The organism is Streptomyces sp. NPDC019937, assembly GCF_040631655.1.
Lineage (GTDB): Bacteria > Actinomycetota > Actinomycetes > Streptomycetales > Streptomycetaceae > Streptomyces.
Map to the genome: position 1 here is coordinate 1 of NZ_JBEYAL010000070.1, position 18,688 is coordinate 18,688.

The 18,688-nt window shown below is 71.6% G+C and carries 14 protein-coding genes; 10 read left to right on the forward strand and 4 right to left on the reverse strand.

Annotation, left to right across the window (positions count from 1 at the left end; translation table 11 throughout):
• Positions 1 to 178: 178 nt before the first annotated feature.
• Entirely contained in the window at positions 179 to 673 is a 495-nt protein-coding gene (locus ABZ562_RS38725; protein ID WP_361489443.1) for a DUF3145 domain-containing protein, read from the reverse strand.
• 326 nt (positions 674 to 999) lie between these two features.
• On the opposite strand from ABZ562_RS38725, the gene ABZ562_RS38730 reads away from it, so the two are divergent.
• A complete protein-coding gene (locus tag ABZ562_RS38730) occupies positions 1,000 to 1,884 on the forward strand; it encodes an SGNH/GDSL hydrolase family protein (RefSeq protein WP_361489446.1) in 885 nt (294 codons plus the stop codon).
• A 13-nt stretch (positions 1,885 to 1,897) separates the two neighbouring features.
• Here the strand turns inward: ABZ562_RS38730 and ABZ562_RS38735 are convergent, their stop codons facing one another.
• Positions 1,898 to 4,432 (reverse strand): glycoside hydrolase family 3 C-terminal domain-containing protein, encoded by a 2,535-nt coding sequence (locus ABZ562_RS38735; protein ID WP_361489449.1) that lies wholly within the window; start codon positions 4,430 to 4,432, stop codon positions 1,898 to 1,900.
• Positions 4,433 to 4,542: 110 nt separating this feature from the next.
• On the opposite strand from ABZ562_RS38735, the gene ABZ562_RS38740 reads away from it, so the two are divergent.
• On the forward strand, positions 4,543 to 5,160 hold the full coding sequence (locus ABZ562_RS38740) for a TetR/AcrR family transcriptional regulator (protein ID WP_361489452.1): 618 nt from the start codon (positions 4,543 to 4,545) through the stop codon (positions 5,158 to 5,160).
• Positions 5,161 to 5,162: 2 nt separating this feature from the next.
• On the opposite strand, the gene ABZ562_RS38745 is transcribed toward ABZ562_RS38740, so the two are convergent.
• Both ABZ562_RS38745 and ABZ562_RS38750 read right to left on the reverse strand, forming a co-directional pair.
• On the reverse strand, positions 5,163 to 7,913 hold the full coding sequence (locus ABZ562_RS38745; protein ID WP_361489455.1) for an ABC transporter substrate-binding protein: 2,751 nt from the start codon (positions 7,911 to 7,913) through the stop codon (positions 5,163 to 5,165).
• Positions 7,914 to 8,015: 102 nt separating this feature from the next.
• On the reverse strand, positions 8,016 to 8,531 hold the full coding sequence (locus ABZ562_RS38750) for a DUF6299 family protein (protein WP_361489457.1): 516 nt from the start codon (positions 8,529 to 8,531) through the stop codon (positions 8,016 to 8,018).
• A gap of 360 nt (positions 8,532 to 8,891) precedes the next feature.
• Here ABZ562_RS38750 and ABZ562_RS38755 point away from each other — a divergent pair, with 360 nt between their 5' ends.
• The 8 genes from ABZ562_RS38755 (at position 8,892) to ABZ562_RS38790 (ending at position 18,687) form a co-directional block, all read left to right on the forward strand.
• Complete coding sequence (locus ABZ562_RS38755) at positions 8,892 to 10,052, forward strand: mandelate racemase/muconate lactonizing enzyme family protein (RefSeq protein ID WP_361489459.1); 1,161 nt, start codon at positions 8,892 to 8,894, stop codon at positions 10,050 to 10,052.
• Positions 10,049 to 11,062 carry an alcohol dehydrogenase catalytic domain-containing protein gene (locus tag ABZ562_RS38760; RefSeq protein ID WP_361489461.1) on the forward strand — a complete coding sequence of 338 codons (1,014 nt, stop codon included), beginning with the start codon at positions 10,049 to 10,051 and terminating at the stop codon, positions 11,060 to 11,062. The genes ABZ562_RS38755 and ABZ562_RS38760 overlap by 4 nt, the downstream gene beginning before the upstream one ends.
• A gap of 103 nt (positions 11,063 to 11,165) precedes the next feature.
• Positions 11,166 to 12,182, forward strand: coding sequence for a hypothetical protein (locus tag ABZ562_RS38765; RefSeq protein WP_361489464.1), 1,017 nt, complete (start codon positions 11,166 to 11,168; stop codon positions 12,180 to 12,182).
• A 32-nt stretch (positions 12,183 to 12,214) separates the two neighbouring features.
• Entirely contained in the window at positions 12,215 to 13,324 is a 1,110-nt protein-coding gene (chvE, locus tag ABZ562_RS38770) for a multiple monosaccharide ABC transporter substrate-binding protein (protein WP_361489466.1), read from the forward strand.
• A 15-nt stretch (positions 13,325 to 13,339) separates the two neighbouring features.
• Positions 13,340 to 14,908 carry a multiple monosaccharide ABC transporter ATP-binding protein gene (gene mmsA, locus ABZ562_RS38775; protein WP_361489469.1) on the forward strand — a complete coding sequence of 523 codons (1,569 nt, stop codon included), beginning with the start codon at positions 13,340 to 13,342 and terminating at the stop codon, positions 14,906 to 14,908.
• Entirely contained in the window at positions 14,905 to 16,137 is a 1,233-nt protein-coding gene (gene mmsB / locus ABZ562_RS38780; protein ID WP_361489471.1) for a multiple monosaccharide ABC transporter permease, read from the forward strand. The genes mmsA and mmsB overlap by 4 nt, the downstream gene beginning before the upstream one ends.
• A 33-nt stretch (positions 16,138 to 16,170) precedes the next feature.
• A complete protein-coding gene (locus ABZ562_RS38785) occupies positions 16,171 to 17,355 on the forward strand; it encodes an aldose epimerase family protein (RefSeq protein ID WP_361489473.1) in 1,185 nt (394 codons plus the stop codon).
• 81 nt (positions 17,356 to 17,436) lie between these two features.
• Positions 17,437 to 18,687 (forward strand): pyroglutamyl peptidase, encoded by a 1,251-nt coding sequence (locus ABZ562_RS38790; protein WP_361489476.1) that lies wholly within the window; start codon positions 17,437 to 17,439, stop codon positions 18,685 to 18,687.
• Position 18,688: the final 1 nt, after the last annotated feature.

An 18,688-nucleotide genomic window follows, 5' to 3' on the forward strand; every position in this document is an offset into this window, starting at 1 on the left:
ATCAGCGAGCGGCGTCTGGTGCGGTGCCTCGCAACCCGCGTGAGGAGAGCGCAGCGGCGCTGCGTGCGACGAGCGCGGGGCCGCGAGGTGCCGCCCGCCGCGCCAGCGGCTGATGTCACAGCGGCGTCGGGAGCCCGGCCTGATCGGCAAGGCACCCCCTGAGGGGGTGTCTCCTGGGTCAGACGACCTGGTGCAGCCAGCGGACGGGGGCGCCCTCACCCGCGTAGCGGAACGGCTCCAGCTCGTCGTCCCACGGCTTGCCGAGCAGCTTGGCGATCTCGGCCTGCAGATCGCCCTCGCCCCGGGCGGAGCGGGCCAGCGCGGCGCGCAGCCGGTCCTCGGGGATCAGGATGTCGCCGTGCAGGCCGGTGACGGCGTGGAAGATGCCCAGTTCGGGGGTGGAGCTGTAGCGCTCGCCCTCGGCGGTGGCGCAGGGCTCGGCGGTCACCTCGAAGCGCAGCAGATGCCAGCCGCGCAGCGCGGAGGCCAGCTTGGAGGCCGTGCCGACCTGGCCCTGCCAGGAGAATTCGGCGCGCCAGGTGCCGTTGGCGGCGGGCTGTTTGATCCAGTCGAGGGTGACGCGCACACCGAGTACGCCCGCGACGGCCCATTCGACGTGCGGGCACAGCGCGCGCGGAGCGGAGTGCACATACAGAACTCCACGTGTCGTCACCGGGGCCTCCTGTGCGGTTCGAGGTGCGCCTTCCCCAGCGGCCTCGCGCCCGTACCGGTCACGCCCGGGACAGCACACGACATTCTGCCCTAATGATCACCCTCGCACCAGTCCCGAGGTTACCTGCGGTGAAATTTATCGGGCAGAATCCTCTAGAAAAGGGACAGGATGTGACGCAACGTAATGTGACGGTATCGCAACGCGCTCCATGGTGCTGGGCTGCTGCCCAACTGCCACAAGAAAAACGTACCGCGCGGACCGGCCACAGGAGTGACGTACCGTCGGTACCGGATAGATATCACCCAACAGTCGGAGGGGGAACAGCCATGCGGGCCAGCGCACCACGCCGGAAGCAGCGGACCACCGTGCGTACCGGTGTCGTCCTGCTCACGGCGGCCGCGGTCATGAGCACGGCGGGCTGTTTCGACAGCTCCGACGCCCCCTCCCGGAACGGGCCGAGCCGCGGCGGCAAGAGCCACGCCGAGGGCCCCGCGTGGAACACCCGCCCCAGCTCCATCGCTTCCCTGGGCGACTCCATCACCCGCGGCTTCGACGCCTGCTCGGTGCTCTCCGACTGCCCCAAGGTCTCCTGGTCCACCGGCACCGATGTGAACAGCCTCGCCCAGCGGCTCCGCTCGGGCGCCCGCAGCTGGAACTACGCCAAGACCGGCGCGCTCATGGCCGATCTGCCCGGCCAGATGCAGGCGGCGGCCACGCGCAAGCCGCAGCTGGTGACCGTGATGATCGGCGCCAACGACGCCTGCCGGGACTCCGTCGCCGACATGACCCCCACCGACCAGTTCCGCTCCACCTTCGCCTCGGCCCTCACCCGGCTGCGCCGCGAGGTGCCGAGGACGCAGGTGTACGTCGCGAGCGTCCCGGATCTGAAGCGGCTGTGGTCGCAGGGGCGGAAGAACGTGCTGGGGCGGCAGATCTGGAAGCTGGGCATCTGCCCGTCGATGCTGAAGGACTCCGACGCGATGGACGCGGCCTCGACGGAGCGGCGGCAGCAGGTCGACAAGCGGGTGGACGACTACAACCGGGTGCTGAAGGACGTATGCGGGAAGGACCCGCTGTGCCGCTACGACGACGCGGTGCACAACTATCGCTTCACCGAGCGCGAGTTGAGCAAGTGGGACTGGTTCCACCCCAGCAAGGCGGGTCAGCAGCGGCTGGCCGCGATGGCCTACCGCCGCATCACCAGTCCCTAGGGGGTGACCTTCGTCAGGACACGCTCACCGGTGCCGTGAGGCGGAGGTCGGCCACGCTGCGGCCCGCTTCCGCCGTGTACGGGCCCGGGATGAGGCGCCAGGCGCCGGCCGCCTCGTCCCAGATCTCCGCCGCGCGGCGCCGCACCGGGATCGCCACTTCCACCGTCTCCCCCGGTCCGGCCTCCGCGGCCGCGAAGCCCGTCAGGCACCGGGCCGGGCGGTCCTCGGAGTCGCCGGGCGGCGGGGCCAGATAGAGCTGGACCACTTCCCGGCCCGGCCGGGAACCCACGTTCCGCACCCGGACCGTGACCGTGCCCAGATCGCTCGCCGCGTCGCCCGCCGCATCACCCGCGGGGGTGAAGGCCACCGCCTCGTACGCCCAGTCGGTGTACCCGAGGCCGTGTCCGAACCAGTACGCCGGAGCGGCGCCCTTCCGCCGCTCCCACGCCCGGTACCCGATGAAGACGCCCTCGTCGTAGGAGAGTTGGCCGCCGCTGGGCGTCACCTGGCTCACCGGCGCGTCCGTCAGCCGGACCGGCCAGGTCGTCGGGAGGCGGCCGCCGGGCTCCTCGGCGCCGAGGAGGACGTCCGCGAGGGCGGCGCCCGCCTCCTGGCCGGGGAACCAGCCGAGGAGCACCGCGGCGACGTCCTCGCGCCAGGGCATCTCCACGGGTGAGCCCGCGTTGACGACCACCACGGTCGGGGTGCCGGTGGCGGCGACGCGGCGCACCAGCTCGTCCTGGCGGCCCGGCAGCCGCAGGTCCGTACGGTCGAAGCCCTCGCTCTCGACGCTCTCCGTGGTCGCGACCACGACAACGGCGGTGTCGGCCTCGGCGGCCGCGGCGACGGCCTCCTCGATCAGCTCCAGCGGATCGCGCTCCGGGGCGCGGTGCACCAAGCTGAAGCAGACGGCCTGCCAGTTCGCCTCGTCCGACTTGGCGACCGTGCTGGTGAGGCTGACCTCGACCGCCTCGCCCGCCGTCAGCTCGGCCTGTCCGCGCGGCACGGGCGAGCCGAAGAAGGCCTCGAACGGGTCCTCGGCCTCCTCCATGGCCTGGTGCCCGTCGAACAGCACCTCATCGCCGACGACCAGCCGGAAGCCACCGAGCCCCCGGGTGCCGAAGGAGTGCGCGCCGCTCTCGCGCGGGGTGAAGGTGCCGGTGACCTCGACGGTGTGCAGCTCCTCGTACGCGACCCCCTCGGGGAAGTCGCCGAGCCACTGCACCTGGCCGCTGGGCAGCCGGGACTCGCCCAGCACCCGCCCGTTCCCGTCCCGGACGACGGCGCGCAGCGCGAAGCCCTGTGCGGCGGGGGCGAGTTCGTCGGTGGGGTCGGCGCCCACGGCGTACCCCAGCCGGACATCGGCGGGCAGCGCGGCGCGCAGCCCGTCCAGCGGGGAGACCACATGATCGGGGAAGACCAGCGCCGAGCCGCCGCCGAGCACCCGGGCGTCCCGCGCGGCGGCGCCGATGAGCGCCAGGGACCGTATGCCGGAGGGCCCGCCGGGCCGCAGCGGCAGCACCGCCGCCTCGCCCTCCCCGGCCGGCTCGTTCCGCAGGAGCACGAAGGAGCGCCGGGCGATCTCGCGGGCGAGCGCGTCGCCGTCGACCGGCCCGGGCCGGCCGGCGGGGGCGACGGCGGGCTCCGCGCCGTCCAGGGCGCCGACCCGGGCGGCCAGGGTCAGCACCCGGCGCACCGCGTCGTCGACGTCCCGTTCGGCCACCCGGCCGTCGCGCACGGCGGCGGCCAGCGCCTCCCCGTAGACGGTCTGCGGTCCTGGCATGGCGACGTCCAGCCCGCCCGCCAGGGCCCCGGCGGTGTCACGGGCGGCCGTCCAGTCGGAGACGATGAAGCCGTCGAACCCCCACTCGCCGCGCAGCACGCCCTGCTGCAGGGCGCGGTGCTCGGTCATCGTGGCGCCGTTGACCCCGTTGTAGGCGGCCATCACCCCCCACGGGCGGGCGTCCTTGACGATGGCTTCGAAGGGCGCGAGATACAGCTCGCGCAGCGCCCGCGCGCCCACCTGGTTGTCGACGGTGAAGCGCTCGGTCTCCGCGTCGTTGGCGACGAAGTGCTTGACGGTGGTGCCCACCCCGCCGTCCTGGACGCCGCGCACATAGCCGGTGCCGATCGCGCCGGTGAGATACGGATCCTCGCTGTACGCCTCGAAGTGGCGGCCGCCCAGCGGCGAACGGTGCAGATTGACGGTCGGGGCGAGCAGCACGTCCACCCCCTTGCGCCGCGCCTCCTGGGCCAGCAGCCGCCCCGCGCGGCGGGCCAGGGCGGGGTCCCAGGTGGCGGCGAGGGCGGTGGGACTGGGCAGGGCGATGGACGGGTCGTCGGCGGTCCAGTGGACGCCCCGGACGCCGATCGGGCCGTCCGACATCACCAGGGAGCGCAGCCCGATGGCGGGGACGGCGGGCAGGGACCACATGTCCTGCCCGGCGAGCAGCCGGGTCTTGGTCTCCAGGTCGAGGGCGCCGAGCGCCTTCTCGACAACACCGCTCACGCCCGCGTCGCTCATGCCCGCACCGCTCGCATCTGCCATGGCTCGGCCTCCTCAACGGGTCCGTCGTCGGGGCCATCCTGGACCCGTTTACCTGTATTCAGGTAGGTACCGTTATTGTTTCGTTACAGAACCTGCTCTACGGTACTCCCATGGAGAAGCTGGAGAAGCTGGGCGACGACGCGCCGACCCGGCGCGGGCAGGAGCGGCGCGCGGAGATCGTCCGCTGCGCCCTCGAAGTCATCGCCGAGCGCGGCTACCGAGGCGCCACCCTGAGCGCGGTGGCCGAGCGCGCCGGGCTCACCCAGCAGGGGCTGCTGCACTACTTCCCCACCAAGGACGCCCTGCTCATCGCCGTGCTGGCCGAGCGCGACCAGTGGGACACCGGCGCCGCGCGCCGCGACGGCGGCGGCGCCTGGCCGCTGGAACTGCTCGCCTCCCTGGTGGAGTACAACGCGATGCGCCCCGGCATCGTGCAGACCTTCTCCGCGCTGCTGGGCGAGAGCGTCACTCAAGGCCACCCCGCGCGCGACTGGTTCACCCGCCGCTACGACCGGGTGCGCGCCGACATGGCGGACACCCTGCGCCGCGAGTGCGGCGACCGGCTGCCCGGCGGGCTCACCCCCGAGAGCGCCGCGCCGCTGCTGGTCGCGGTGCTGGACGGGCTGCAGTTCCAGTGGCTGCACGATCCGGACGCGGTGGACATGCCCGCCCTCTTCCGCGCCTTCGTCTCCCTGCTGCGGCAGGGGGACGAGGACGAGACGACGTAGCGTCAGTCGGCGGGAGCCGGGCAGGTGTACCGGTCCCCCGGCCCCCACTTCTTGCGGATGTCCGTCGCGGTGACCGCCCCGCACAGCAGCGCGGACCGCGGGGCGCCCTCGGGCGTGCCGTGCAGGATGGCCACCAGCTTGTCGGCGGTCAGCCGCCCGCCCCCGGCCACGCCATGGGCGTCGATCCGGCCGGTCGCCCCGTTGAAACCGCTGCTGCCCAGGCCCTGGTAGAGCACCGCCTGCACCAGCGCCCGGTCCAGCCGCCCGTCCCGCTTCCCGCTGCCCACCCAGGCCTCGTCGATGGCCTGGGACAGATAGCACAGGGCGTCCCAGGCCATCGGGGAGTGCCCGTCGAGCCGCATCGCCCGGGCCAGCGCCCCGCGTTCGCGGCCGTACTGCGCGTCGTACGCCCGCAGATACGCCTGGGCGCTCTTCGCCCGGACGCGCGACGGCTCGCCGTGCGAGACGTAGTACAGGTTCAGCCCCTGGAAGATCGTCCAGGGGTTCTGGCCCAGCAGGAGCGCGTTGGTGACGTCGTCTCCGCCGAGCACGCTGACGGCCGGGCAGCCGTCGGCCATCCGGCCGTACTCGGACAGGAAGGTGACGAACTGGCTGCCGCGGGCCGTCCAGACGACGCCCGCCGGCTCATCGCCGCCCGCCACCCGGCACACCCGCTCAGCGAAGTCCTCCATCGTGTCGTACGACCGCCCGGCCGGCCCGGTGGCGCCCCCGCCCGTCCCCAGCAGCAGCGTCTCGACCGGGCCCTGCCGGTATTCGGCGCGGAACGAACGGGCCAGCCCGGCGCTGTACGGATCCTTCGGATCGGCGACCAGCATCACCCGGCGCGCCTTCACCGGGGCGCCGCCGGGCCGGGCCACCATCGCCGCCTCCCGCACGAACGCCGCCATGACCTGGGCGGCACGGGAGTCGACGGGCGCGAGCTGGTAGTAGTGCGGGCCCTGGGCGAGCAGGGAGTCGGCCGTGCCGGAGGTGCCGATCATGGGGATGCCCGCCGCGTCCAGCTTGCGGATCGCGGAGTACGTGGTGCCACGGCTCTGGCCGAGGCCGACGGCGACGACGATCGACGGATCGCGCCGGGCCAGCTGGACGATGGAGTCGGCGACGGCCGGGGCGTCCTCGAAGAGATGGCCCGCGTTGGCCACCAGCACCCGCACCGGAACCCGGTCCTCCGAGCTCAGCGCCAGGGCGTTGACATGGGCCTGGGCGAGCGCGATCCCGCGCAGCTCGGGCAGGGTGCCGCCGCGCACCGGGTCGTCCGCGCCCGCGCCGCCGCTGAACGGGCCGATGTAGACGACGGTGCGGTAGCGCGGCGATGCCGCCTCGCGGCGGCGCATCGCGGCGTCCACGTCGCCGTTCTGCCGGTCGATCTGCTCCAGCACCTCGCTGACCTGCCGCTCGTTGGTGCCCTGGGCGAAGCGCTGCTTGCCCGTCGTCACCCCGACGCACTGGCCGTCCTTGCCCAGGAAGGTCTGACCGGCGCACGAGTCGTCGCCCCCGCCCCAGTAGGGCCGGTAGACGCCGCCGGCCACCAGCCCCAGCGCGATCAGCACGATCAGCGCCACCCCGGCGATCTCGGTGCGCGGGCCCCAGCGGCGGGACGGCGCGACCAGGGTGGGCCGGCGGCCGAGCCAGTACGACGCCCGCTCGTCGTCCTCCGGGCCCTCGCTCACCGGCACCACGATCCCGGTGGGCTGGCCCGCCCGCATGCCCTGCCGCTCGACCAGCTCCAGCTCGGCGCCCGCGTGGGCCAGGTCGGCGGCCTCGATGTCCGGGATGCGGGACGCCAGCGAACGCGCCCCGGCCGCGATCGCGATCACCGACGTACAGCGCAGGTCCTCGACGGCGGAGCGCAGTTCGCGCAAGAAGCGCTGCACCCGCGAGTCCAGCGCCCCGGCCTCCTCGAAGAGCAGCACGAACCGGGTGGTGCGGCGCATCCGCCACGGGTTGAAGCGGCGGCGGCGCACCGCCCCGTCCAGGTCGGCGAGCAGCGCGTGCATCAGCACCCGGTCCAGGCGCTCGGGGTCGCTGCCCTCGCCGCCGGGGACGTGGTCGAGCGCGGAGCGGAAGAAGTCGGTGGGCGGGGTGCCGCGCTGCAGCCGCGCCCACTCCGCGTACCAGCGGCGGTGGCGGCCGCGGCCGAGCATCCGGCGGGAGGCCCGGATGCCGAACAGCCAGCGCGGCAGGGTCTGGCACAGCGGCCCGGCCACGAAGTTCCACAGCAGCTCCGCGACCGAGCCGCCGCTGGCCTGGTCCCGGCCGCCGATCCGCCACAGCGTGTTGGCCGTGCGCGACCAGCGGCGGTGTTCGTCGTAGCAGTGGTTGCGCAGATCGCGGTGGCGGTGCTCGACGGGCCCGTCGATGGCCGGGGCCGTGACCACCGAGTGCAGCAGCCGGTAGCCCGGCAGCCGCAGCTGCCCGGTGTCCACCGGCATGGACTCGGCCAGCTGCAGCGCGATCTGCTCGAACAGCTCCAGCGGTGGCGGATCGGCGCCGGGCGGGAGCGCCGGTACGTACGCGTGCGGCGCCAGCACCTCGCTGCGGCCGCGCAGCCGCGACCGCAGCCCTCCCACGATCCTCCGGCCGGCCCGCCCGGCGCCTTCTTCCGTCAACAGCACCACCGGCACCCTGCTGCGGCTGCGCCGCTGCTGGATGACCAGCTTGTCGAACGCCTCGACGAAGCGCTCGACCCCGGGATACGCCGGGATGCGGTCCTGTGGGTCCCCCGTCGTCATCGTCCCCGTTCCCCCTCTCCTGCCCGCCCGTGACAAAGGCGGTGGAAACGAGGGTTATCCCCCGTAGGGGAGGGGCTCATGCGCGAGAGCAGGGGGCGGGTCTCACATCTCGCGCGCCTCCAGCGTGATCGCGCGCTCCCCCACGGCCGCGGTGCGCGGAAGCGGAACGAGCTGCTGGTGGACCTCGAGCCGCAGCAGGCTGCTCTCCACGTACGCCGGGCCCGGCACGAACCGCCCGGCCGACGGCTCCTCCACCGACCAGCGGTGCGTCAGCCCGTCGCAGAGCGCCGAACCGCCCCCGATCCCCCGCCGCTCCTGGCCCTGGGTGAGCGTGACGAGGATGTCGGCGCGCGGGATGCTCACGCCGTCGCCCAGACAGCGGTACGACCCCGCCAGGGCGACGGTCCCGGTGCTGCCCACGTATCCGACGCGGTCCACGGTGACGTTGTCGCCCCACGGCAGCGGCAGGCTCCGCTGCGCCGTCTGCGGCATCCCGGGGAGCCCCGCGGCCCCGGCGGACGGCACGGCGGGGGACGGGGCCGCGTGGGCGGCGGGGGTGAGGGGGACGGCGATGAGCAGGCCGGTGACGGCACCGAGGAAGCGGCGACGGTTGCGCATGGGATACGTACCTCCGTGAGCGGGCGGGTTCCCGGTACAGCTACCGGGGCCGCCGTACGACCTGCGGGAACGTCACCCGCCTGCGGCGTGTCCGATACGGCTGGGCGGGTGTTCCCGCGACGGCGTGTTGACCGCCGCCCCGGGGGCGGGCAACCCACGCGCCCAGAACGACAGTTCGCAGTACTCTCTTCATCTGACCGCCGGTCCGATCGCGTCCGCCGGATGGCCCTGGGACGGGGAGGTCAGCGTTCGATAACCATTCGACGCAGGACCATTGACACCTCTTACACCCGGTGATTACCGTCACGCCAGGATTTCGAACGAGTGACGAAATATCGAACACCGCGAAGGGTCAGAGCCTTGCGCATCACCGGAATCAGCACGCACGTCGTCGGCACCCCCTGGCGCAATCTCACCTACGTGCAGGTCCACACCGATGAGGGCATCACCGGCGTCGGCGAGACCCGCATGCTCGGCCACACCGATGCGCTCCTCGGCTATCTGCACGAGGCGGAGAAGAACCACATCGCCGGGTCGGACCCCTTCGCGGTGGAGGACCTGGTGCGCCGGATGAAGTACGGCGACTACGGCCGGGCGGGCGAGATCGTGATGTCCGGGATCGCCTGTGTCGAGATGGCCTGTTGGGACATCAAGGGCAAGGCGCTCGGGGTGCCGGTCTGGCAGCTGCTCGGCGGCAAGGTGACCGACAAGGTCAAGGCGTACGCGAACGGCTGGTACACGGTCGAGCGCACCCCCGAGGCGTTCCACAAGGCGGCCACCACCGTCGTCGAGCGCGGCTACCGGGCCCTGAAGCTGGACCCGTTCGGCACCGGCCACTTCGAGCTGGACCACGCCGAGACGCTGCACTCGATCTCGCTGGTCGAAGCGGTGCGGGACGCGATCGGGCCCGACGCGGAGCTGCTGGTGGAGATGCACGGACGGTTCAGCCCGTCCACCGCCGTGCGCATCGCGGGCGAGCTGGAGCGGTTCCGGCCGTCGTGGCTGGAGGAGCCGGTGCCGCCGGAGAACCTGAAGGCGCTGGCGAAGGTCGCGGAGAAGACCAACCTGCCCATCGCGACGGGCGAGCGCATCCACGACCGGATCGAGTTCCGCGAGCTGTTCGAGTCGCAGGCCGTCGACATCATCCAGCCGGACGTCGGCCACATCGGCGGCATCCTGGAGACCCGCAAGCTGGCCGCGACCGCCGAGACGCACTACGTGCTGGTCGCGCCGCACAACGTCGGCGGCTCGGTGCTGACCGCCGCCTCCCTCCAGGTCGCGGGCTGCACCCCGAACTTCAAGATCCTGGAGCACTTCAACGACTTCGCCGACGCGGAGATCAAGAAGGTGGTCAAGGGCGCGCCGCAGGTCGTGGACGGCTACTTCGAGCTGTCGCACGAGCCGGGCCTGGGCGTCGAGCTGGACACCGAAGCGGCGGCCGAATTCCCGCAGCAGCAGGCCCGTTTCGACCTGTGGGCCGAGGGCTGGGAGAAGCGGGACCCGAAGGGCACGAAGCGGTGACCGCGCTCGTCCTCGACGCGCCCGGCGCGTTCCACCTCATCGACACCGCCCCGGCCGGGCCCGGCCCCGGGGACGCGCTGGTGCGGGTCCACGCGTCCGGGATCTGCGGCAGCGACCGGGAGGTGTACGAGGGGAACCGGCCGAAGGGGTACGTGCGGTATCCCGTCACCCCCGGCCACGAGTGGTCCGGGACGGTCGAGGCGGTCGGCGCGGGCGTGCCCGAAGCGCTCCTCGGCCGCAAGGTCGTCGGCGAGGGGTTCCGCAACTGCCAGGTGTGCGACCGCTGTCACGCCGGGGAGACCACGCTGTGCACGGCGGGGTACGAGGAGACCGGCTTCACCCAGCCGGGGGCGATGGCCACCACCCTGACCCTGCCCGCCCGGCTGCTGCACCCGCTGTCCGACGACGCCGATCTGACCGCGGCCGCCCTGCTGGAGCCCGCCGCGTGCATCGCCGCCGCCGCGCTCAAGGCCGACGCGCAGCCCGGGCAGCGGGTCGCGGTGGTGGGCACCGGGACGCTCGGCATGATCGCCGTGCAGTTCCTGGCCGCCGTCTCCCCCGCCGAACTGCTGGTGGTCGGGACCCGGCCGGACCGGGAGCAGCTGTCGCTGTCCTTCGGGGCCACGGCCTTCCTCACGAACGATCGGCTGGAGGACGTCCGGGGCGGCTTCGACATCGTCATCGAGACCGCCGGGTCCGCCCCCGCCGCCCGTACCTCCGCCGCCCTGCTGCGCCGCGGCGGGCGGCTGGTGCTCACCGGCATCCCGGCGGCGGACACGGCGGACGGGCTCGACCCGACCGACCTGGTCGTCCGGCAGATCGAGGTACAGACCGTGTTCGGGGCCGCGCCGGACGCGTGGGCGCACGCGGTGCGGGTCTTCGACGCGGGGCTGCTGACGCTGCTGCCCCTGGTGACGCACGAACTGCCGCTCACCGACTTCGCCACCGCCATCGAGCTGGTGGGGAGCGGTGATCCGAAGGTGGGCAAGGTGCTGCTGCGACCCGCATGACCCCTTTCGGTATCTCCCGGGGAGCCCCCTCGCTCCCGCAAAACCTGAACGGTCCTCAAAGACGAGGGCTTCACCTAGTCCTTACGGCGATACAAGGAGCACCGTGACGACCGCCGCCTCAGCCCTTCCCTCCGGCCCCCGCCGTCCCGCCGACGCCGCCCTCGCCCCGCTCGGCCACGCGGCCCCCGCGCCCGACCCCGCCGACGCCTCCGCACACTCCTTCCCCGACGGTGGCACCTGGCGCACCGAGATCCCGTCCGTCGAGGGCCCGGAGGCGCTGGCCACCGTGTTCAAGGAGGCCGGGCGGCTCGACGTACCGATCCACCGGATCAGCCAGGGCAGCGGCGTGTGGATGCTCACCGACGCCGAGATCACCGAGATGGTGGAGTCCTGCGCGGAGCGCAATGCCGAGCTGTGCCTGTTCACCGGGCCGCGCGGCACCTGGGACATCGGCGGCGCCACCCGCTCCGACTCCGGTGGCGGGGGCCTGCGGGCCCGCGGCCACGACGCGGTCGCCGGATGCGTGGAGGACGCCCTGCGGGCAGCCTCGCTCGGGGTGAAGTGCCTGCTGGTCGCCGACGAGGGCGTGCTGTGGCTGCTGCACCAGCTACGCGAGCGCGGTGAGTTGCCCGCGGACACCACCTTCAAGCTGTCCGCGCTGATCGGCCCGGTCAACCCGGCCTCGTTCGCGGTGTACGAGCGGCTGGGCGCCGACTCGATCAACATCCCCTCGGACCTGACGCTGGAACACCTCACCGAGATCCGCCGGGTCTCGCGTGCCCCGATGGACTTCTACATCGAGGCGCCGGACGACCTCGGAGGGTACGTACGGCTCTACGACGCGGCCGAGTTGATCCGCCGAGGCGCCCCCATCTATCTGAAATTCGGGCTCAGCAAGTCTCCGGGGATCTACCCCTACGGCGCGCAGCTGCGGGACGTGGCGCTGAACAGCGCGCGCGAGCGGGTGCGCCGCGGCCGGCTCGTGCTCGATCTGCTCGCCCGGCTGGGCGCGGACGGCGGGCTGTCGCCGCTGGGCTCCCGGTTGCCGGGGCCGCTGCGGCGCTTCCCCGTCACGGACGCGTCCGACGCCGCCACCGGCGCGGCACCCCAGAAGTCCTGAGCAATGACGCCCCAGGGAAGGACCCCATCACCATGCGTACGGTAAGAGGCGCACGAGTCGCGGCGATAGGCGCCGGCCTCCTCGCGCTCTCGCTGACCGCCACGGCCTGTGGCCAGGAGGCGGTCGGTGGCAGTCGGTACAAGAGCAAGGAAAAGGGAGGAACGATCGGCATCGCGATGCCGACCAAGTCCTCCGAGCGGTGGATCACCGACGGCCGCAACGTGGCCAAGCAGTTCCAGGCGGCGGGCTACAAGACGGACCTGCAGTTCGGGGAGGACGACGTCCGCACCCAGGTGGCCCAGCTCGAAAACATGATCACCAAGGGCCACCGGCTGCTGGTGATCGCGCCGATCAACGGCGGAGCGCTCAACGACGTCCTGAAGCAGGCCCATGACGCCAACATCCCGGTGATCTCCTACGACCGGCTGCTCCTGGGCACGAAGAACGTCGACTACTACGCGACCTTCGACAACGAGAAGGTCGGCAGGCTCCAGGGCCAGTACATCGTCGACAAGCTGGGGCTGGCCAAGGGCCGCAAGGGCCCGTTCAACATCGAGCTGTTCGCCGGCTCCTCGGACGACAACAACACCCGGTACTTCTACAACGGCGCCATGAGCGTGCTCAAGCCGTACATGGACAAGGGCGAGCTGGTCGTCCGCTCCAAGCAGACCAGCCTCAACCAGCTCTACACCGAGAAGTGGAGCGGGAGCGCCGCCCAGGACCGCATGGAGGACCTGCTCAACAAGTCGTACAGCACCGACGACGTCGACGCCGTCCTCTCGCCGTACGACGGCATGTCCATCGGCATCCTGTCGGCGCTCAAGGGCGCCGGCTACGGCACGAAGGCCAAGCCGTTCCCGGTGGTGACCGGGCAGGACGCGGAGCTGGCCTCCGTGAAGTCCATCATCCGGGGCCAGCAGACGCAGACCATCTACAAGGACCTGCGCAAGCTGGCGAAGGCGACCGTGCAAATAGCCAAGGCGGAGCTGACCGGCGGCAAGGCCCCGATCAACGACACCAAGTCGTACGACAACGGCAAGAAGGTCGTGCCGACCTATCTGCTCAACCCGGTCAGCATCGACAAGTCCAACACCCAGGTGCTGGTGGACCAGGGTTACTACACCGCGTCACAGCTCAAGTAGGGCGGGGTACGGACTATGAGCACCATTCTCGAACTGCGCTCCATCACCAAGACCTTTCCCGGTGTCAAAGCCCTCTCCGACGTCAACCTCCGGGTGCGCGAAGGTGAGATCCACGCCCTGTGCGGGGAGAACGGCGCCGGCAAGTCCACCCTGATGAAGGTGGTCAGCGGCGTCCATCCGCACGGCAGCTACGACGGCGAGATCCTCTTCGAGGGCGAGCCGTGCGCGTTCAAGGACATCCGCGCGAGCGAACAGCGCGGCATCGTCATCATCCACCAGGAACTCGCGCTGATCCCGTACCTGTCCATCGCCGAGAACATCTTCCTCGGCAATGAACACGCCACCCGCGGTCTGATCAGCTGGAACGAAACCCTCAAGCACGCCAACGCGCTGCTGAAGCGGGTGGGCCTGACGGATTCGCCGCAGACCCGGGTCACCGACATCGGCGTGGGCAAGCAGCAGCTCGTGGAGATCGCCAAGGCGCTCTCCAAGGAGGTGAAGCTGCTCATCCTGGACGAGCCGACCGCGGCGCTGAACGACGAGGACAGCGGCAAACTCCTGGATCTGCTGCTGGAGTTCAAGGCCCAGGGCATCTCCTCGATCATCATCTCCCACAAGCTGAACGAGATCCGCAGGGTCGCCGACTCCGTCACCATCCTGCGTGACGGCCAGACCATCGAGACCCTGTCGGTCCGGGAGACCCCGGAGTCCGAGCCGGAGGTCTCCGAGGACCGCATCATCCGCGGCATGGTCGGCCGCGACCTCGACCACCGCTTCCCCGAGCGCACCCCGTACGAGGGGAAGGACGCCTCCCAGGTGGCCATGGCCATCGAGGACTGGACCGTGCACCACCCCATCGACCAGCAGCGCAAGGTCGTGGACGGAGTGTCCCTGAACGTCCGGCGCGGTGAGATCGTGGGCATCGCCGGGCTGATGGGCGCGGGCCGCACCGAGCTGGCGATGAGCGTGTTCGGCCGGACGTACGGGCGCTACGCGGGCGGCCGGGTCCTCCGCGACGGCCAGGAGGTCCGCACCCGTAGCGTGCCGGAGGCGATCGACCACGGCATCGCGTACGTCACCGAGGACCGCAAGACGTTCGGCCTCAACCTCGAGGACACCATCAGCCGCAACGTCTCGCTCTCCTCGCTCGGCAAGGTGGCGCGCCGCGGTCTGGTCAACGAGCACGAGGAGTCCCGGGTCGCCGAGCGGTTCCGCAAGACGATGAACATCAAGGCACCCACGGTCTTCGAGCGGGTCGGCCGGCTCAGCGGCGGCAACCAGCAGAAGGTCGTGCTCAGTAAGTGGATCTTCGCAGGTCCCGAGGTGCTCATCCTCGACGAGCCGACCCGCGGCATCGACGTCGGGGCCAAGTACGAGATCTACACGGTCATCAACGACCTGGCGGCGCAGGGCAAGGCCGTCGTCTTCATCTCCTCCGAGCTGGGCGAGCTGCTGGGGATGTGCGACCGGATCTACACGATGGCGGCCGGACGGCTGACCGGAGAGGTGCCCCGGGCCGAGGCGACCCAGGAAGTACTGATGCGCCACATGACCAGGGACAGGGACAGAGGAGACGAAGGATGAGCACGGCCACCCAGAAGACCGAGAGCCCGGCCCCACCGCCGGCCGAGGGCTCCAAGAGCCTCGGGACGCTGCTGCTCCAGGGCATGCGGACCAACATGCGGCAGTACGGGATGCTGGTCGCACTCGCCCTGATCATCGTCATCTTCCAGATCTGGTCGGACGACATCCTGCTGCGGCCGGGCAACGTCACCAGCCTGGTGCAGCAGAACGGCTACATCCTCATCCTCGCGATCGGCATGATGATCGTGATCATCGCGGGGCACATCGACCTGTCGGTCGGATCACTCGTCGCCTTCGTCGGCGCGGCCGCCGGCGCGATGATGATCAAACACGATATGCCGTGGGGCCTCGCGGTCGTCCTCTGTCTGCTCCTCGGCGCCGCCGCCGGTGCGTGGCAGGGCTTCTGGATCGCGTACATCGGCATCCCGTCCTTCATCGTCACCCTGGCCGGAATGCTGGCCTTCCGCGGCGGCACCCAGATCCTGCTGGACGGGCAGTCCCTGTCGCCGTTCCCCGACAGCTTCGAGAAGCTGAGCACCGGGTTCATCCCGGAGATGGGCCCGTACACGCAGTACCACAACCCCACCATGGTGATCGGCCTCATCGTCTGCGCCGCCGCCGTCTGGCAGGAGTGGCGCGGCCGGCAGCAGCGGGCGGCCTATGAGCTGGACGTGGCGCCGCTCGGGCTGTTCTTCGTCAAGTGCGCCGCGATCGTGGCCGCCGTGATGGCCTTCACCATGACGCTGTCCAGCTGGCACGGGGCGCCGTACGGGCTGCTGATCCTGGCCGGCCTCTTCGTGATCTTCAGCTTCGTGATGCGCAACACCGTCATCGGGCGCCATGTGTACGCCCTCGGCGGCAACCAGCCGGCGGCCAAGCTGTCGGGTGTCCGGGACAAGCGCGTCACCTTCATGGTGTTCGTCAACATGGGCATCCTGTCCGCCCTCGCCGGTCTGGTCTTCGCCGCCCGGCTGGGCTCCGCCACCCCGAGCGCAGGCCTCAACTTCGAACTCGAGGCCATCGCCGCGGCGTTCATCGGCGGCGCCTCGGCCAGCGGCGGTGTCGGCACCGTACTCGGCGCGATCATCGGTGGTCTGGTGCTCGGCGTGCTGAACAACGGCATGTCGCTGGTGGGCATCGGCACCGACTACCAGCAGGTCATCAAGGGACTGGTGCTGCTGGCGGCGGTCGGCTTCGACGTCTGGAACAAGCGCCGCGTCGGTTCGTAAGTCGTCATCCAACTACTTCTCGTGGAGCCGCACATGACGCACCAAACGAGCACGAGCAGACGCACGGTCATCACCGCCGCCGCGGCCACCGCCGCGGTGACGGCCACCGGGACCGGCACCGCCTTCGCGAAGAACCGATCCGACGGTGAGGGACACGGGGGACACGCGGTGAAGGAACACTTCGGCACACTGGCCGACGGCACCAAGGTCGACCGCTGGACCATCGAGAACGGCCGCACCCGGCTGTCCGTCCTGAGCTACGGGGGCGTCGTCCAGACCCTGGAGATCCCCGACCGGCACGGCCGCCGCGCCAACGTCTCGCTGGGCTTCTCCGACCTCGACTCCTACGTGGCCAGCAGCCCGTACTTCGGCGCCCTCATCGGCCGCTACGGCAACCGCATCGCCCGCGGCACGTTCACCCTCGACGGCGAGAAGTACCAGCTGCCGATCAACGACGGCCCCAACAGCCTGCACGGCGGCGACAAGGGCTTCGACAAGCGGGTCTGGTCCGTCGAGCCCTTCCGCAAGGGCTCGGGCGTGGGCCTCACCCTCCGCCGGGTCAGCCCCGACGGCGAGATGGGCTACCCCGGCACGCTCACCGTGCGCGTCGACTACACCCTGACCGCGGAGGGCGACTTCCGCATCGACTACGAGGCCACCACCGACAAGGCCACCGTCGTCAACCTCACCAACCACACCTACTACAACCTGGCCGGGGAGGGCTCGGGGTCCATCTACGACCACCGCCTCCAGATCGCCGCGTCCCGCTACACCCCGGTCGACAAGACCCTCATCCCGACCGGCGAGCTGGCCAAGGTCGCCGGAACCCCGTTCGACTTCCGCCGCGCCAAGGAAATCGGCCGGGACATCCGGGAGGCCCATCAGCAGGTGCTGTACGGGCAGGGCATCGACCACAACTTCGCGCTCGACAAGGGCCTCACCCGCCACCCCGAGCACATCGTGACGGTGACCGAGCCGGAGTCGGGCCGCGTGATGAAGATCGCGACGACCGAGCCGGGCGTGCAGTTCTACACGGGTAACTTCCTGACCGGCACCTTCGCCGGTACGTCCGGCCAGGTCTACCGGCAGGGCGACGGCTTCTGCCTGGAGACCCAGCACTTCCCGGACTCCCCCAACCAGCCCGCCTTCCCCTCCACCGTGCTCCGCCCGGGCCACACCTACCGCTCCACGACGGTGCACTCCTTCTCGACCCGCTGAGCCGGGTCCGCCTCACCTCCCGCTCCGCGTAAACCGGGGCGGGAGGTTCGTCGTTTCCCCTCCCTTTCCGAGAGGCCCCGCATGCGACCGATACGCACGCTCCTCGCGCTGACCCTGGCCACCCTCCCGCTGACCCAGACCGCCCCGGCGACCGCCCGGGACCGTGCCCCCACCGTCGAAGAACAGCGCCTCGAGGCGGCCGTCCCCCAGGAGATCCTGCGCCGCAGCGGCTTCGACGACGTGGCGCCGGGCTTCGCGCGCGACCTGGCGAACACGCGGTCGTACGCGCGGGCCGAGCGGGTCGTCGCCCGTGCGGGCCGGGCGTTGTGGCGGCGTGCGGTGGACCGGGTGCAGGGTCGGGGGCCCGCCGGCGGCGATCTGAGCCGGGACGACGACCGCCCCCTGTACTGGGCACGGCTCGGGATGACCCGCGCCCTCGGCGAGTGGCGGCCCGGCTTCCCGCTGCCCGGGGCACGCCGCGCCGCGCTGCTCCAGTCCCTCGAACGCGGCTCCCGCGGGCAGGACTCCCTCGACCTCCCCGCGGGCAAGCACATCAAGCGCGTCGTCGTCACCGGCTTCGACCCGTTCCAGCTGGACGCCGACGTACGCCGCTCCAACCCCTCCGGCGCGGCGGCGCTCGCGCTGGACGGGGCGACGATCCGTACGGCCGACGGCCCCGCGCGCGTCGAGACCGCCGTCTTTCCCGTCCGCTGGGCGGACTTCGCCGACGGCACGGTCGAACACACCCTGCTGCCGGTGTTCCGCCCCGGCCCGCGCCGGGTGGACGTCTTCATGACGGTGAGCCAGGGCCGGGTGGGCCGCTTCGACGTCGAGCGCACCAACGGCGCCTGGCGCGGCGGCGTCCCGGACAACGCGGGTGTCTCCCGGACCGGGACCGTCCCCATCCCGGCGGATGTGCCGACCCCGCACCCGCAGCCCCAGTGGACGACCACGACCCTGCCCCACCAGCGGATCGTCGCGGCGGACACCGGTCCCGCGCCCGTGTACGACAACACCGGCGTCACCGAGATCCCGGCGGGCGCCACCGCCCCGGTGGTCCGCCCCGACGGCCCGACGCCCGGCTCGACGGCCCGCGCGGGCGGTGGCGGCGACTACCTCTCCAACGAGATCGCCTACCGCGCCACCCTGCTGCGCGACGCCGTCGGCCTGAAGGTCCCGGGCGGCCATCTGCACACCCCGGTCCTCCAGTTCGGCCCCGACAACACCGACCCGTCGACGGGCCGGATCACCGACCCGGACTTCGTCCGCAACCGCGAGGCCATCACCGCCCAGGTCCGCGCGGTGCTCACGGTGGCGGCCACCAGCCGGTGAC

Coding starts and splice junctions, on each gene's coding strand:
- ABZ562_RS38730 (WP_361489446.1), top strand. CDS start 1,000: ATGCGGGCCAGCGCACCACGCCGGAAGCAGCGGACCACCGTGCGTACC.
- ABZ562_RS38735 (WP_361489449.1), bottom strand. CDS start 4,432: ATGGCAGATGCGAGCGGTGCGGGCATGAGCGACGCGGGCGTGAGCGGT.
- ABZ562_RS38740 (WP_361489452.1), top strand. CDS start 4,543: ATGGAGAAGCTGGAGAAGCTGGGCGACGACGCGCCGACCCGGCGCGGG.
- ABZ562_RS38745 (WP_361489455.1), bottom strand. CDS start 7,913: ATGACGACGGGGGACCCACAGGACCGCATCCCGGCGTATCCCGGGGTC.
- ABZ562_RS38750 (WP_361489457.1), bottom strand. CDS start 8,531: ATGCGCAACCGTCGCCGCTTCCTCGGTGCCGTCACCGGCCTGCTCATC.
- chvE (WP_361489466.1), top strand. CDS start 12,215: ATGCGTACGGTAAGAGGCGCACGAGTCGCGGCGATAGGCGCCGGCCTC.
- mmsA (WP_361489469.1), top strand. CDS start 13,340: ATGAGCACCATTCTCGAACTGCGCTCCATCACCAAGACCTTTCCCGGT.
- mmsB (WP_361489471.1), top strand. CDS start 14,905: ATGAGCACGGCCACCCAGAAGACCGAGAGCCCGGCCCCACCGCCGGCC.
- ABZ562_RS38785 (WP_361489473.1), top strand. CDS start 16,171: ATGACGCACCAAACGAGCACGAGCAGACGCACGGTCATCACCGCCGCC.
- ABZ562_RS38790 (WP_361489476.1), top strand. CDS start 17,437: ATGCGACCGATACGCACGCTCCTCGCGCTGACCCTGGCCACCCTCCCG.